This is a genomic window from Sphingomonas sp. CL5.1, assembly GCF_013344685.1.
Classification (GTDB): domain Bacteria; phylum Pseudomonadota; class Alphaproteobacteria; order Sphingomonadales; family Sphingomonadaceae; genus Sphingomonas.
The window spans coordinates 4,289,859-4,302,517 of the sequence record NZ_CP050137.1; the positions used below are offsets into that span (position 1 = coordinate 4,289,859).

The window sequence follows — 12,659 nt, forward strand, 5'->3', positions numbered from 1 at the left end:
ATGTTCGGCGCGCCCACCCCGATCCTGCGCAGCTTCGACGAGGCGCGGGCGAAGGCGTTCTATCTGGATTTCCTCGGCTTCGAGCTGATGTTCGAGCATCGGTTCGAGCCGGGGCTTCCGCTCTACATGGGCGTGCGCAAGGGCGATTGCGTGCTGCACCTGTCCGAACATTACGGCGATGGCTGCCCGGGCGCGGCGCTGCGTATCCCGGTCGATGACGTCACCGGCTATGTCGCCGGGCTGCGCGCAAGGCAGTTCGGCAATGCGCGGCCGGGCGAGCCGCAACAGGCGCCATGGGGATCGCTGGAGATCACCATCGCCGATCCGGCGGGCAACCGCCTGACCTTCTATACCGAGAGCGAAGATGGCGCGAGCGAATGACACTGCGGGAGACCGTTCGGTCCGCACCCTGAGGGTCGGCGAGCAGGTGCGGCATGTGCTGTCCGAAATCCTGCAACGCGGCGACGTGCATGACGACACGCTCGCCTCGCACCTCGTCTCGATCACCGAGGTGCGCATGTCGCCGGACCTGCGCCATGCCACCGTGTTCGTGAAGCCGCTGCTCGGCAAGGACGAGGAGGTCGTGTTGAAGGCGCTGCGCACCCACACCGCCTTCCTCCAGCGCGAGGTCGCGCGGCGGGTGAACATGAAATATGCGGCGAAGCTGAAGTTCCTCGCCGACGAGAGTTTCGACGAGGGCAGCCATATCGACGCGCTGCTCCGCGCGCCGGGCGTCGCGCGCGACCTGGACTGAACCGGGGGCGGCGGGGTGGCGAAGCTCTATTTCTACTACGCCTCGATGAACGCGGGGAAGTCGACCACGCTGCTGCAGGCCGATTTCAACTATCGCGAGCGCGGCATGGCGACGATGCTGTTCACCGCCGCCGTGGACGATCGCTTCGCGGCGGGGACGATCTCGTCGCGGATCGGCCTCACCGCCCCGGCGACGCTGTTCGATGCGGCGACCGACATCGCCGGCCTCGCGCTGGAGCGGCACGCGGCCGGGCCGCTGGCCTGCGTGCTGGTGGACGAGGCGCAGTTCCTGACCGCCGCGCAAGTCGATCAGCTCGCGCATCTCGCCGATACGCATGGCATCCCGGTGCTCGCCTATGGCCTGCGCACCGATTTCCGGGGCGCGCTGTTCGAGGGATCGGCGCGGCTGCTGGCGCTGGCCGACGCGCTGATCGAGATAAAGTCGGTCTGCGCATGCGGGCGCAAGGCGACGATGAACCTGCGTGTCGATGCGGAAGGCCGCGCGGTGGCGGAAGGCCGCCAGACCGAGATCGGCGGCAACGACCGCTATGTCGCGCTGTGCCGGCGGCATTTCGTGGAGGCGATGGCGGAAGCGCGCCGATAGGCCCCTCCCCTATCCATCCGCCCGCTTCGTCCCTAGATCACGCGCCATGAACCCCGACAATGTCTTCTATGCCGCGGCGGTGTGGATCATCCCGCTGGTGATCGCGATCGTGTTCCACGAGGTGGCGCACGGGCTGATGGCGCGCGCGCTCGGCGATCCGACCGCGCATGAACAAAGGCGGCTGAGCTTCAACCCGCTACGCCACGTCGATCCGATCGGGACGGTGGTGCTGCCGCTGATCCTCGCGCTCGCCAAGGCGCCGGTGTTCGGCTGGGCCAAACCGGTGCCGGTCGATGCGACGCGGCTGCGCAACCCGCGCTGGGGGATGGTGGCGGTGGCACTCGCCGGGCCGGGGATGAACCTGCTGCTCGCCGCAGTGACGGCGTTGGCGGTCGGCGTGATCTCGGGCAGCGCGCTCGGCAACGGGCCGCCGCAGGGCGTGACCGGCTTCGTCTGGGCGAACCTCGTCAACTTCCTGATGATCAACATCTTCCTCGCGGTGTTCAACCTGCTGCCGATCCCGCCCTTCGACGGCGGGCATGTCGTGGAGGGCGTGCTGCCCCGCCGACCCGCCGCGCAATGGGCGAAGCTGGCGCGGTTCGGCTTTCCGCTGCTGATTCTGCTGCTGGTGGTGCTGCCGACGATCTTCCCCAGGGCGAGCATCATGCAGCATATCGTCGGCCCGCCCGCCGACGCGCTGCTCCACGCCTATCTGCGGTTCGCGAACCTGTTCGCGTGAACGGCTGGATCATTATCGACAAGCCGCTCGGCCTCGGCTCGACGCAGGCGGTGAGCGCGGTGAAGCGGGCGCTGCGCGCCGGCGGGTACGGCAAGGCGAAGGTCGGGCACGGCGGCACGCTCGATCCGCTCGCGTCGGGCGTGCTGCCGATCGCGCTGGGCGAGGCGACCAAGCTCGCCGGGCGGATGCTCGACAGCGACAAGATCTACGACTTCACGATCCGCTTCGGCGAGGAGACCGACACGCTCGACGCGGAAGGCCCGGTGACCGCCACCAGCCCCGTCCGCCCGACCCGCGCGGCGGTGGAGGCGGCGCTGCCGCGTTTCACCGGCCCGATCGCGCAGGTGCCGCCGGCCTATTCCGCGCTGAAGGTGGACGGCCAGCGCGCCTATGACCTCGCGCGTGCAGGCGAGGAAGTAGCGCTCAAGAGCCGCGACGTAGTGATCCACGCGCTCACCCCCCATTCCACGCCGGACGGCGCGCTGGAGGAGATCACCCTCACCGCCAATGTCTCGAAGGGCACGTACATCCGCTCCCTCGCCCGCGATATCGCGCGGACGCTTGGAACCCTCGGCCATGTCACCTATCTGAGGCGGGTCAAGGCGGGGCCGTTCGGCCTCGATCACGCGATATCGCTGGACAAACTGGCCGAATTGGGCCAAGGGCGCGCGCTTGAACAATCTCTCCTGCCATTGAGGGCGGCGCTGGACGACATCCCGGCTCTCTCCCTCTCTCCCGACCAGGCAGGGGCGCTCCGTCAGGGGCGCGTTCTGGCCGGGATCGCCGCCGGGGATGGCCTTCGCCTCGCGCTGCTGGACGATGTGCCGGTGGCGCTGGTCGATGTGGCGGATCGTGAGGTCCGCGTCGTCCGCGGCTTCAACCTGTGACATGATGTCGAAGGACTGAAATTCTATGTCGATTACCGCTGTGCGCCGTCAGGAACTCATCAAGGAGCACGCCCGCCAGGAAGGCGATACCGGCTCCCCCGAGGTGCAGGTCGCGATCCTCACGGAGCGCATCCGCAACCTGACCGAGCACTTCAAGGGCCATGCGAAGGACAATCACTCCCGCCGCGGCCTGCTGATGATGGTCAACCAGCGCCGCTCGCTGCTCGACTATCTCCGCAAGAAGGACGGGGATCGCTACCTCGCCCTCATCGCGAAGCTCGGTCTTCGCAAGTGACACGAAGGGCGCCCTCGCGGCGCCCTTCTCGTATTCGTCGATCCGCAATCCGGCGGATCGGCATGAGGCGAAATCTCGCCTCGCGCCGCGCAGGCCGGACAGCCTGCAAAGAGGCCCCCGTCGCATCGGGCGACGGGAGTGAAGGAAAACAAATGTTCGATACCCAGAAGGTAAGCATCGAGTGGGGCGGAAAGACCCTCACGCTCGAAACGGGCAAGGTTGCCCGTCAGGCCGACGGCGCGGTGATCGCGACGCTCGGCGAAACGGTGGTGCTGTGCGCCGTCACCGCCGCCAAGTCGGTGAAGGAGGGGCAGGATTTCTTCCCGCTCACCGTCCATTATCAGGAAAAATTCTCGTCCGCCGGGCGCATCCCGGGCGGCTTCTTCAAGCGCGAGCGCGGCGCGACCGAGCGTGAGACCTTGGTCAGCCGCCTGATCGACCGCCCGGTCCGCCCGCTGTTCCCGGAAGGCTTCTACAACGAGATCAACTGCATCGCGCAGGTGCTCTCCTATGACGGCGAGAACGAGCCGGACATCCTGGCGATGGTCGCCGCATCCGCCGCGCTCACCATCTCCGGCGTGCCGTTCATGGGGCCGATCGGCGCCGCGCGCGTCGGCTACAAGGACGGCGAATATCAACTCAACCCGACCGATGCCGAGATCGCCGAGGGCGAGCTGGATCTGGTCGTCGCCGCCACGCATGACGCGGTGATGATGGTCGAATCCGAAGCCAAGGAGCTTTCGGAAGAGGTGATGCTCGGCGCGGTGCTGTTCGCGCACAAGGCGTGCCAGCAGGTTGTCGACGCGATCATCGACCTCGCCGAGAAGGCCGCCAAGGAGCCGTGGGAGCTTCCCGCCAACGACGGCCAGAAGGCGCTGAAGGCCGAGCTGAAGAAGCTGATCGGCAAGGACATCACCGCCGCCTACAAGCTCACCGACAAGCAGGCGCGCCAGACCGCACTGGGCGAGGCGCGCGCCAAGGCGAAGGCCGCGATGGCCGACAAGCCCGCGCGGGAGCAGCTCGTCGCCGGCAAGCTGGTGAAGAAGCTGGAGGCGGATATCGTCCGCACCGCGATCCTGAAGGATGGCAAGCGCATCGACGGCCGCACCACCACGCAGGTCCGCCCGATCGAGGCGGAGGTGCACTTCCTGCCGCGCGCGCACGGCTCCGCCCTGTTCACGCGCGGCGAGACGCAGACAATCGCCACCACCACGCTCGGCACGCGCGACGCGGAGCAGATGATCGACGGGCTGAACGGCCTCTCCTACCAGCATTTCATGCTGCACTATAACTTCCCGCCCTATTCGGTCGGCGAGGTTGGCCGCTTCGGCGCGCCGGGGCGCCGCGAGGTCGGCCATGGCAAGCTGGCGTGGCGCGCGCTGCATCCGGTGCTGCCGACGAAGGAGGAGTTCCCCTATACGATCCGCGTCACCAGCGACATCACGGAGTCGAACGGCTCCTCCTCGATGGCGACGGTGTGCGGCGGCTCGCTGAGCCTGATGGACGCCGGCGTGCCGCTGAAGCGCCCGGTTTCCGGCATCGCGATGGGCCTGATCCTCGAAGGCAAGGATTTCGCGATCCTGTCCGACATCCTGGGCGACGAGGATCACCTCGGCGACATGGACTTCAAGGTGGCCGGCACGTCCGAAGGCATCACCACGATGCAGATGGACATCAAGATCGCCGGCATCACCAAGGAGATCTTCGAGGCCGCGCTGGCGCAGGCCAAGGAAGGCCGCGCGCACATCCTGGGCGAGATGAACAAGGCGCTGGGCGAAACCCGCACCGAGCTTTCCGCCCATGCCCCGCGCATCGAAACGATGCAGATCGACAAGTCGAAGATCCGCGACGTGATCGGGACCGGCGGCAAGGTGATCCGCGAGATCGTCGCCACCACCGGTGCGAAGGTCGACATCGACGACGAGGGCGTCATCAAGATCAGCTCGTCGGACGGCGCGCAGATCGAGGCGGCGATGAACTGGATCAAGGGCATCGTCGAGGAAGCCGAAGTCGGCAAGATCTATAACGGCAAGGTCGTCAATCTCGTCGATTTCGGCGCGTTCGTGAATTTCATGGGCGGCAAGGACGGCCTCGTCCACGTCTCCGAAATCCGCAACGAGCGGGTCGAGAAGGTGTCGGACGTCCTGAAGGAGGGCCAGGAGGTCAAGGTCAAGGTGCTGGAGATCGACCAGCGCGGCAAGGTTCGCCTGTCGATGCGCGTCGTAGATCAGGAAACCGGCGCCGAACTGGAGGACACCCGCCCGGCGCGCGAACCGCGCGGCGATCGTGGTGATCGCGGCCCGCGCCGTGACGGCGGCGACCGTGGTGGCCGTGGTGGCGATCGCGGGGACCGCGGCGGCGACCGTGGCGATCGCGGCCCCCGCCGTGACCGCGGCCCGCGCCGCGAGCGCGGCGAAGGCGGCAGGGAAGACGGCCCCGCCCCGGATTTCGCTCCCGCCTTCCTGACCGGCGACCGCGACTGATCGTCGGCACCGTTCTAGGTGAAACGGAAAAGCCCCGGCAGCGATGCCGGGGCTTTCTTTTTCTCCGGTCGCGCAGTTCGCGAACCCGGCACATGAATGACGAACGCTTCATCCCCTGCCAGCCAGGACCGATCGCCATCTCCTGAATGGCGATCGGTCCCAAGCCTCATGCCGTGGATGATGCGGCCGCTATTGCACCCCGGTGGCGATGCCAGTTTTCGCTGCACGTCGACGTGGGGACGGAAGCGGTAATCCTGTCCCGGTTTGCGGGACGTGCAATCACGTTCTTTGCCCGCACGGCCGCGTGACGGTTTCTTCCAATCCAACGCGCGGTCACCGGCGTATCCTCCGCGCGCAAATCTCCGGGAGAGTCAACGAACATACAGGAGAGAATCATGCCCGCCGCGATCGATGAAGCGAAGCTCCACGCCTTTGCCATGAAGATGCTGGGCGATCTGGGCGGCGCGATGAGCGTGCCGACCGTGCGGCTCGGCTTTCGGCTGGGGCTGTTCGATGCGCTCGCGGCCGGCCCGGCCACTTCAACCGAGCTGGCGCAGCGCGCGGGTGGCCTGCACGAACGCTATGTGCGCGAATGGGCGCTGGCGCAGGCGGCCAACGGCTATGTCGAGTTCGATCCCGCGACGGAACGGTTCAGCCTCTCGCCCGAGCAGGCGATGGTGTTCCACGTCAGCGACAGCCCGGTGTATCTCGCCGGCGCGTTCGAGGTGGTCGCCGCGATGATCGAGGCGGAAGCGAAGGTCGAGGAATGTTTCCGCAACGGCAGCGGCGTGCGCTGGGGCGATCACGCCGGCTGCCTGTTCTGCGCGACCGGCGCTTTCTTCCGGCCCGGCTATGTCAACAATATCGTCCAGTCGTGGATTCCGGCGCTGGACGGGGCGGAGGCGAAGCTGCGCGGCGGCGCGAAGGTGGCGGATATCGGATGCGGGGTCGGATTCTCGACGCTGCTGATGGCCCGCGCCTATCCCGAGAGCAGGTTCGTCGGCTATGACTTCCACGCGCCCTCGGTCGAGCAAGCGCGGCGCCACGCGCAGGAACATGGCCTCGACGACCGGGTGCGCTTCGAGGTTTCGGCCGCGAAGGACATCGCCGGGCGCGATTTCGATCTCGTCACGACGTTCGATTGCCTGCACGACATGGGCGACCCGCGCGGCTGCGCCGCGCATGTCCGCGAGATGCTCGCGCCCGGCGGAAGCTGGATGATCGTCGAGCCGATCGCGGGCGACCGGCCGGAGCAGAACCTCAATACGATCGGCCGCCTGTTCTACAACGCCTCCACCATGATCTGCGTCCCCACCTCGCTCGATCAGGAAGTCGGCGCGGGCCTCGGCGCGCAGGCCGGCGAGGCCAAGCTCACGCAAGTCGTCCGCGACGGCGGCTTCGCCAGTGTGCGCCGCGCGACGGAGGGGCCGTTCAACATGGTGCTGGAGGCGCGATAGTCGCTCCGCTCACTCCCGATAGCTGGGGTCGATCCGGTCGAGCTTCCTGAGCAGCGCCGGCCATGCCAGCCTCTCCGCCACCATCCCCATGCCCTTCGGCGCGGATTGCCGCGCCACCTTGTCCTCCACGCCCTGCGGCGGGGTGTTGAGGTTCTCCTTGCCGGCCGAGAGCATCAGCACCTGCGCCTCACACGCGCGCTCCAGGAAATAGAGCCGCAGGAAGCACGCCCCAACGCTATTGCCCACCGTCAGCGTGCCGTGGTTACGGAGGATCATCGCATGCTTGTCGCCGATATCCACCACCAGCCGCTCGCGCTCCTCCAGATCGGTCGCGATGCCCTCGTAATCGTGATAGGCAACGTCATGCCCCGCGATCATCGAAGTCTGGGTATGCGGCAGCAGGCCGAATTCCATCGCCGACACCGCCTGTCCATGCGGCGTATGCAGGTGCATCACCGCCTGCGCGTCCTCGCGCGCGATGTGGATCGCGGAATGGATGGTGAAGCCCGCCGGATTGACCGGGTGCGTCGTCGGGCCGACCGGATTGCCCTCCACATCGATCTTCACCAGCGAGGAGGCGGTGATCTCCTCGAACATCATGTCATAGGGATTGATGAGGAAATGATGCTCCGGCCCCGGCACCCGTGCCGACAGATGCGTGAAGATCAGGTCGTCCCAGCCGTAGAGCGCGACGAGGCGATAGGCGGCGGCGAGATCGACCCGCGCTTCCCACTCGCCGGGGGCATATTGCGGCTTGCTATCGACGGTCGCCAGCGTGGCCATGACTCGCTCTCCTGTTTCGATTTGCAACCCTTGTACCGCCGATCCGTTGCCATCGCCACCTTCCTCGCCGCACCCTCTTGTGTGGCAAAAATGCCACATTACATCCCTGCCATCTCAAGGGGAGCTGTATGAACCTCGAAAAATTCACCGACCGCGCCAAGGGTTTCCTCCAGTCGGCGCAAACCGTCGCGATCCGCATGAACCATCAGCAGATCACGCCCGAGCATCTGCTCAAGGCGCTGCTGGAGGACGATGCCGGCATGGCCGCCGGGCTGATCCAGTCCGCCGGGGGCGACCCGCGCCGCGCGGTCAGCGAGACCGACCTCGCGCTGTCGAAGATTCCGGCCGTCTCCGGCTCCGGCGCGCAAGCATCGCCGGGGCTGAACAACGATGCCGCGCGCGTGCTCGATTCCGCCGAGCAGATCGCGCAGAAATCGGGCGATTCCTATGTCACGGTCGAGCGGCTGCTGGTCGCGCTGGCGCTGGCGCTCAACACGCCGGCGGGCAAGGCGCTGAAGGCCGCTGGCGTCACGCCGGAGGGGCTGAACGCCGCGATCAACCAGCTTCGCGGCGGCCGCACCGCCGACACGGCCAGCGCCGAAGATCGCTATGACGCGCTCAAGAAGTTCGCGCGCGACCTGACGCAGGCGGCGCGCGACGGCAAGCTCGATCCCGTGATCGGCCGCGACGAGGAAATCCGCCGCACGATCCAGATCCTCGCGCGCCGCACCAAGAACAACCCTGCCCTCATCGGCGAGCCGGGCGTCGGCAAGACCGCGATCGCGGAGGGCCTCGCGCTGCGTATCGCCAACGGCGACGTGCCGGACACGCTCAAGAACCGCACGCTGATGGCGCTCGACATGGGCGCGCTGATCGCGGGCGCGAAATATCGCGGCGAGTTCGAGGAACGGCTGAAGGGGGTGCTCGACGAGGTGAAGGGCGCCGAGGGCGACATCATCCTGTTCATCGACGAGATGCACACGCTGATCGGTGCGGGCAAGTCGGACGGCGCGATGGACGCCTCCAACCTGCTCAAGCCCGCCCTCGCGCGCGGCGAGCTGCATTGCGTGGGCGCCACGACGCTCGATGAATACCGGAAATATGTCGAGAAGGACCCGGCGTTGCAGCGGCGCTTCCAGCCGGTGTTCGTCGGCGAGCCTACGGTCGAGGACACGATCTCGATCCTGCGCGGGCTGAAGGATCGCTACGAGCTGCATCACGGCGTGCGCATCACCGACGGCGCGATCGTGGCGGCGGCTACCCTGTCGAACCGCTACATCACCGATCGCTTCCTGCCCGACAAGGCGATCGACCTGATGGACGAGGCCGCCAGCCGCATCCGCATGGAGGTGGAGAGCAAGCCGGAGGAGATCGAGACGCTCGATCGCCGCATCATCCAGCTCAAGATCGAACGCGAGGCGCTGAAGAAGGAAAGCGACGCCGCATCGAAGGATCGCCTGGCGAACCTCGAGACCGAACTCGCCAACCTTGAGCAGCAGTCGGCCGAACTGACGCAGCGCTGGCAGGCGGAGAAGGAGAAGATCGGCGCGGAGGCCAAGCTGAAGGAACAGCTCGATGCCGCGCGCACCGCGCTGGAGCAGGCGCAGCGCGAGGGCAACCTCGCCAAGGCCGGCGAGCTTTCATACGGCACGATCCCCGCGCTGACCAAGCAGCTCGAGGAGGCGCAGGGCGCCGCCAAGGGCGCGATGCTGCGCGAGGAGGTGACGGCCGACGACATCGCCAATGTCGTCAGCCGCTGGACCGGCGTGCCTGTCGACCGGATGCTGGAGGGCGAGCGCGAGAAGCTGCTCCGCATGGAGGAGGTGATCGGCAAGCGCGTGATCGGCCAGGCCGATGCGGTGCGTGCCGTCTCCACCGCTGTCCGCCGCGCGCGCGCCGGCTTGCAGGACCCGAACCGGCCGCTCGGCTCGTTCCTGTTCCTCGGCCCGACCGGCGTGGGCAAGACCGAGCTGACCAAGGCGCTCGCCGAATTCCTGTTCGACGATCCCAACGCGATGGTGCGCATCGACATGAGCGAGTTCATGGAGAAGCACAGCGTCGCGCGGCTGATCGGTGCGCCTCCGGGCTATGTCGGCTATGAGGAAGGCGGCGTGCTGACCGAGGCGGTGCGGCGGCGGCCCTATCAGGTCGTGCTGTTCGACGAGGTGGAGAAGGCGCACGGCGACGTGTTCAACGTGCTGCTCCAGGTGCTCGACGACGGGCGGTTGACCGATGGGCAGGGCCGGACGGTCGATTTCTCGAACACGCTCATCATCCTGACCTCGAACCTCGGCAGCCAGTATCTCGCCAATCTCGGCGAGGACGAGGATGTCGAGAAGGCCGAGCCGCAGGTGATGGAAGTGGTCCGCGCGCATTTCCGCCCGGAATTCCTTAACCGGCTGGATGAGATCATCCTGTTTCATCGGCTCGGCCAGGCGCACATGGGGCCGATCGTCGATATCCAGGTGGCGCGCGTGCAGAAACTGCTCGCGGACCGCAAGGTGACGCTCCACCTCACCGACGCCGCGCGCGCGTGGCTCGGCCGTGTGGGCTATGATCCGGTCTATGGTGCGCGGCCGCTGAAGCGCGCGGTGCAGCGCTACTTGCAGGACCCGCTCGCCGAGATGATACTGCGCGGCGACGTGAAGGACGGGGCGACCGTCAATGTCGACGAGGGGGATGGCAAGCTGGCGTTGGCGGTGGGGTGAGAACGGGGCGGGCGAGGAGTCATGCGATCCTCGCTCGCCTCCGTCGCTCATGACTCAAAGTGCGTAATGCATCCGCTCCGCCCAGCGAGCGAGAGTGGGGAGCGCCGGCTCCAGATACTTCTGATAATTGCGCCACCGCCCGATCGAGCGATCGTTGATAGGTTGCGTAACCTGCGCGTAGCTGGCGGTCGCTACGACGCGATTAGCCGCCGCGCCGGCGCGGTTGTCCAGTACTGCAGGGTTCCATGCGATTTCCAGGAAATCGAGCAGCGATCGCATCTCCGCTTCCGGATTTGTCACCATTTGTTCGTAACGGATGCGATGCACGTTTAGCGGCAGCCGTTCCTCGGCAAGACTCCATGCATTGAACGACAGGTCAAAAAGGCGCGCGGCGCTTTCGATATGCTGGAAATGCACCATCGCCTTATTCGGCACGAACCGCGCCATGAAGCAACTGAGCAAGCTGTCGCATGGGTGACGTTCGACAAAAACGAATTTCGCCGCCGGAAACAAGCGATGAATCAGCGGCACACGGACCATATGCAGGGGATATTTGTCGACGACCGTTCGCTCGGCGATCTCCTCGCCGGCATGTCGGGTCAGATGATCGAAATAGGTGGCGCGCCCGTTCGCAATCCGCTCTTCGCTTAATGCGGCGGGATCGATCGATCCGAACGAGCGCTCCACCGCCTCCAGCATCGGCGGCTCCTCCAGAACCATGAGTTCAGAAAGATTGCGCAGCATCGTATCCAGCAAGGTAGTGCCGGAACGGGGAAAGCCGATGATGAAAACTGGCGACGTCGTTGTCGGTATCGGCGAGACCGATGGTGATCGGACGGCCGGCTCATTACGCAATCGCGCTATCGTCGCAGTGATTTCGCCCGGAAAATTCATTGCCTGGGCCACCAATGCCGCCGGCTCAGCCGCTCCGATTCGGTTCATTTCGGTAAAGGCGGCAAAAGCCTCGTCAAAATTTCCGAGCGCGTCGTTCAATTGCCCGCGCAATTCAGCGAAGCGCGCGGGGTTGATATCGTCCCCTGCCCCGGCAAGCGCCTCCAACGCTTCGACCGGTTTGCCGCGTCGCCGCATCAGCGTAGCCTCCACGAAGGCGATCGCTGCATCACTTAACCCGCGTCTACGCGCATCTGCAATCAGCTCTTCTAGGGCTTCGAGCCTGCTCATCCGATCGAGCAGCATGCCAAGCTCTCGCCAAGCCGGGGTATGATGCGGATCGATCCTCAGCGCGCTGCGATACGCCCGCTCCGCCGCGTCGAAATCATCCACCCCTCCCTCGGCCAGTCCTAGCTCGGTCAGAATCGAGATATCGCCCGGAAGCAGTGTTGCCGCACGGCGCATTACTTGCTGCCGCTCGCCATGACGTGCGGCGGCAGCAAGGGCTTGCGACAGACCGATATGAAATAAGGAATCGCGCGGACGCAATGCCACGGCGCGGGAAAAGGCTTCGATCGCCTCACCCAGCGCACCGGCATCGCGAGTCAAGAGACCGAGGTTGTTCCAGCTTTCATAGTCATCCGGCATTTCAGCCAGAACCGCACGAAAGCCGACAATTGCGGCATTGTGCCGCCCTTGCTGTTGATCGACATAAGCAACGATACGCCGCAGTTGCGCAGCCGGCGAATGCGAAGCCGCGCGGCGAGCGTCATCCAACCGCCCCGCTTCGATCAGTGCGAATGCAAGCTTGGTCAACAGCGCCGGATGCCCTGGCGCTGCGTCAAGCGCACGCTCGAGCTGAGGAATAGCCTCAGGCGCCCTGCCCAAAGCGAGCAAACTTTGCCCCCGCAGCGCCGCGAGGCGAGGATCAATCGAACCTGCGGCAACCCAACGAGCAACCTTCCCCTCCGCAGCCGCGGGATCGCCGCGCTGTAAATCCTCGAACGCGGCCGTCAGCGCAGCTTCCAGATCGGTCATGATCCCAATCTAGGCGACCGC

At 66.2% G+C, this 12,659-nt stretch carries 11 protein-coding genes; 9 read left to right on the plus strand and 2 right to left on the minus strand.

Going from position 1 to position 12,659, the window contains the following annotated elements; genetic code table 11:
• The 8 genes from F9288_RS20505 (at window position 1) to F9288_RS20540 (ending at window position 7,218) form a co-directional block, all read left to right on the plus strand.
• Window positions 1-381, plus strand: a complete 381-nt coding sequence (locus F9288_RS20505) for a glyoxalase superfamily protein (protein ID WP_174838506.1) — start codon at window positions 1-3, stop codon at window positions 379-381.
• Window positions 365-754, plus strand: a complete 390-nt coding sequence (rbfA, locus tag F9288_RS20510; protein ID WP_174838507.1) for a 30S ribosome-binding factor RbfA — start codon at window positions 365-367, stop codon at window positions 752-754. The genes F9288_RS20505 and rbfA overlap by 17 nt, the downstream gene beginning before the upstream one ends.
• Before the next feature lie 15 nt (window positions 755-769).
• On the plus strand, window positions 770-1,357 hold the full coding sequence (locus F9288_RS20515; RefSeq protein WP_174838509.1) for a thymidine kinase: 588 nt from the start codon (window positions 770-772) through the stop codon (window positions 1,355-1,357).
• A gap of 46 nt (window positions 1,358-1,403) precedes the next feature.
• Window positions 1,404-2,096: a site-2 protease family protein gene (locus tag F9288_RS20520; protein ID WP_174838511.1), complete on the plus strand. Its 693-nt coding sequence runs from the start codon at window positions 1,404-1,406 to the stop codon at window positions 2,094-2,096.
• Window positions 2,093-2,983: a tRNA pseudouridine(55) synthase TruB gene (gene truB / locus F9288_RS20525; RefSeq protein ID WP_174838513.1), complete on the plus strand. Its 891-nt coding sequence runs from the start codon at window positions 2,093-2,095 to the stop codon at window positions 2,981-2,983. Before F9288_RS20520 ends, truB begins: the two co-directional genes overlap by 4 nt.
• 25 nt (window positions 2,984-3,008) lie before the next feature.
• Window positions 3,009-3,278: a 30S ribosomal protein S15 gene (rpsO, locus tag F9288_RS20530; RefSeq protein ID WP_174838515.1), complete on the plus strand. Its 270-nt coding sequence runs from the start codon at window positions 3,009-3,011 to the stop codon at window positions 3,276-3,278.
• A 152-nt stretch (window positions 3,279-3,430) separates the two neighbouring features.
• The gene (gene pnp / locus F9288_RS20535) at window positions 3,431-5,761 is read left to right on the plus strand and encodes a polyribonucleotide nucleotidyltransferase (protein WP_174838517.1); all 2,331 of its coding nucleotides are present in this window, start codon (window positions 3,431-3,433) and stop codon (window positions 5,759-5,761) included.
• Between the two features lie 395 nt (window positions 5,762-6,156).
• Entirely contained in the window at window positions 6,157-7,218 is a 1,062-nt protein-coding gene (locus F9288_RS20540; RefSeq protein WP_174838519.1) for a class I SAM-dependent methyltransferase, read from the plus strand.
• A gap of 9 nt (window positions 7,219-7,227) precedes the next feature.
• Here F9288_RS20540 and F9288_RS20545 read toward each other — a convergent pair whose 3' ends face one another.
• A complete protein-coding gene (locus tag F9288_RS20545) occupies window positions 7,228-8,001 on the minus strand; it encodes a class II aldolase/adducin family protein (RefSeq protein WP_174838521.1) in 774 nt (257 codons plus the stop codon).
• A gap of 128 nt (window positions 8,002-8,129) precedes the next feature.
• On the opposite strand from F9288_RS20545, the gene clpB reads away from it, so the two are divergent.
• Entirely contained in the window at window positions 8,130-10,709 is a 2,580-nt protein-coding gene (clpB, locus tag F9288_RS20550; RefSeq protein ID WP_174838523.1) for an ATP-dependent chaperone ClpB, read from the plus strand.
• 54 nt (window positions 10,710-10,763) lie between these two features.
• Here the strand turns inward: clpB and F9288_RS20555 are convergent, their stop codons facing one another.
• Window positions 10,764-12,638 (minus strand): tetratricopeptide repeat-containing sulfotransferase family protein, encoded by a 1,875-nt coding sequence (locus F9288_RS20555; RefSeq protein ID WP_174838525.1) that lies wholly within the window; start codon window positions 12,636-12,638, stop codon window positions 10,764-10,766.
• Window positions 12,639-12,659: the final 21 nt, after the last annotated feature.

Bases quoted from the DNA above. Each gene is read 5' to 3' on its own strand.
- F9288_RS20505 (WP_174838506.1), top strand. From the start codon at position 1: ATGTTCGGCGCGCCCACCCCGATCCTGCGCAGCTTCGACGAGGCGCGG.
- rbfA (WP_174838507.1), top strand. From the start codon at position 365: ATGGCGCGAGCGAATGACACTGCGGGAGACCGTTCGGTCCGCACCCTG.
- F9288_RS20520 (WP_174838511.1), top strand. From the start codon at position 1,404: ATGAACCCCGACAATGTCTTCTATGCCGCGGCGGTGTGGATCATCCCG.
- rpsO (WP_174838515.1), top strand. From the start codon at position 3,009: ATGTCGATTACCGCTGTGCGCCGTCAGGAACTCATCAAGGAGCACGCC.
- pnp (WP_174838517.1), top strand. From the start codon at position 3,431: ATGTTCGATACCCAGAAGGTAAGCATCGAGTGGGGCGGAAAGACCCTC.
- F9288_RS20540 (WP_174838519.1), top strand. From the start codon at position 6,157: ATGCCCGCCGCGATCGATGAAGCGAAGCTCCACGCCTTTGCCATGAAG.
- F9288_RS20545 (WP_174838521.1), bottom strand. From the start codon at position 8,001: ATGGCCACGCTGGCGACCGTCGATAGCAAGCCGCAATATGCCCCCGGC.
- clpB (WP_174838523.1), top strand. From the start codon at position 8,130: ATGAACCTCGAAAAATTCACCGACCGCGCCAAGGGTTTCCTCCAGTCG.
- F9288_RS20555 (WP_174838525.1), bottom strand. From the start codon at position 12,638: ATGACCGATCTGGAAGCTGCGCTGACGGCCGCGTTCGAGGATTTACAG.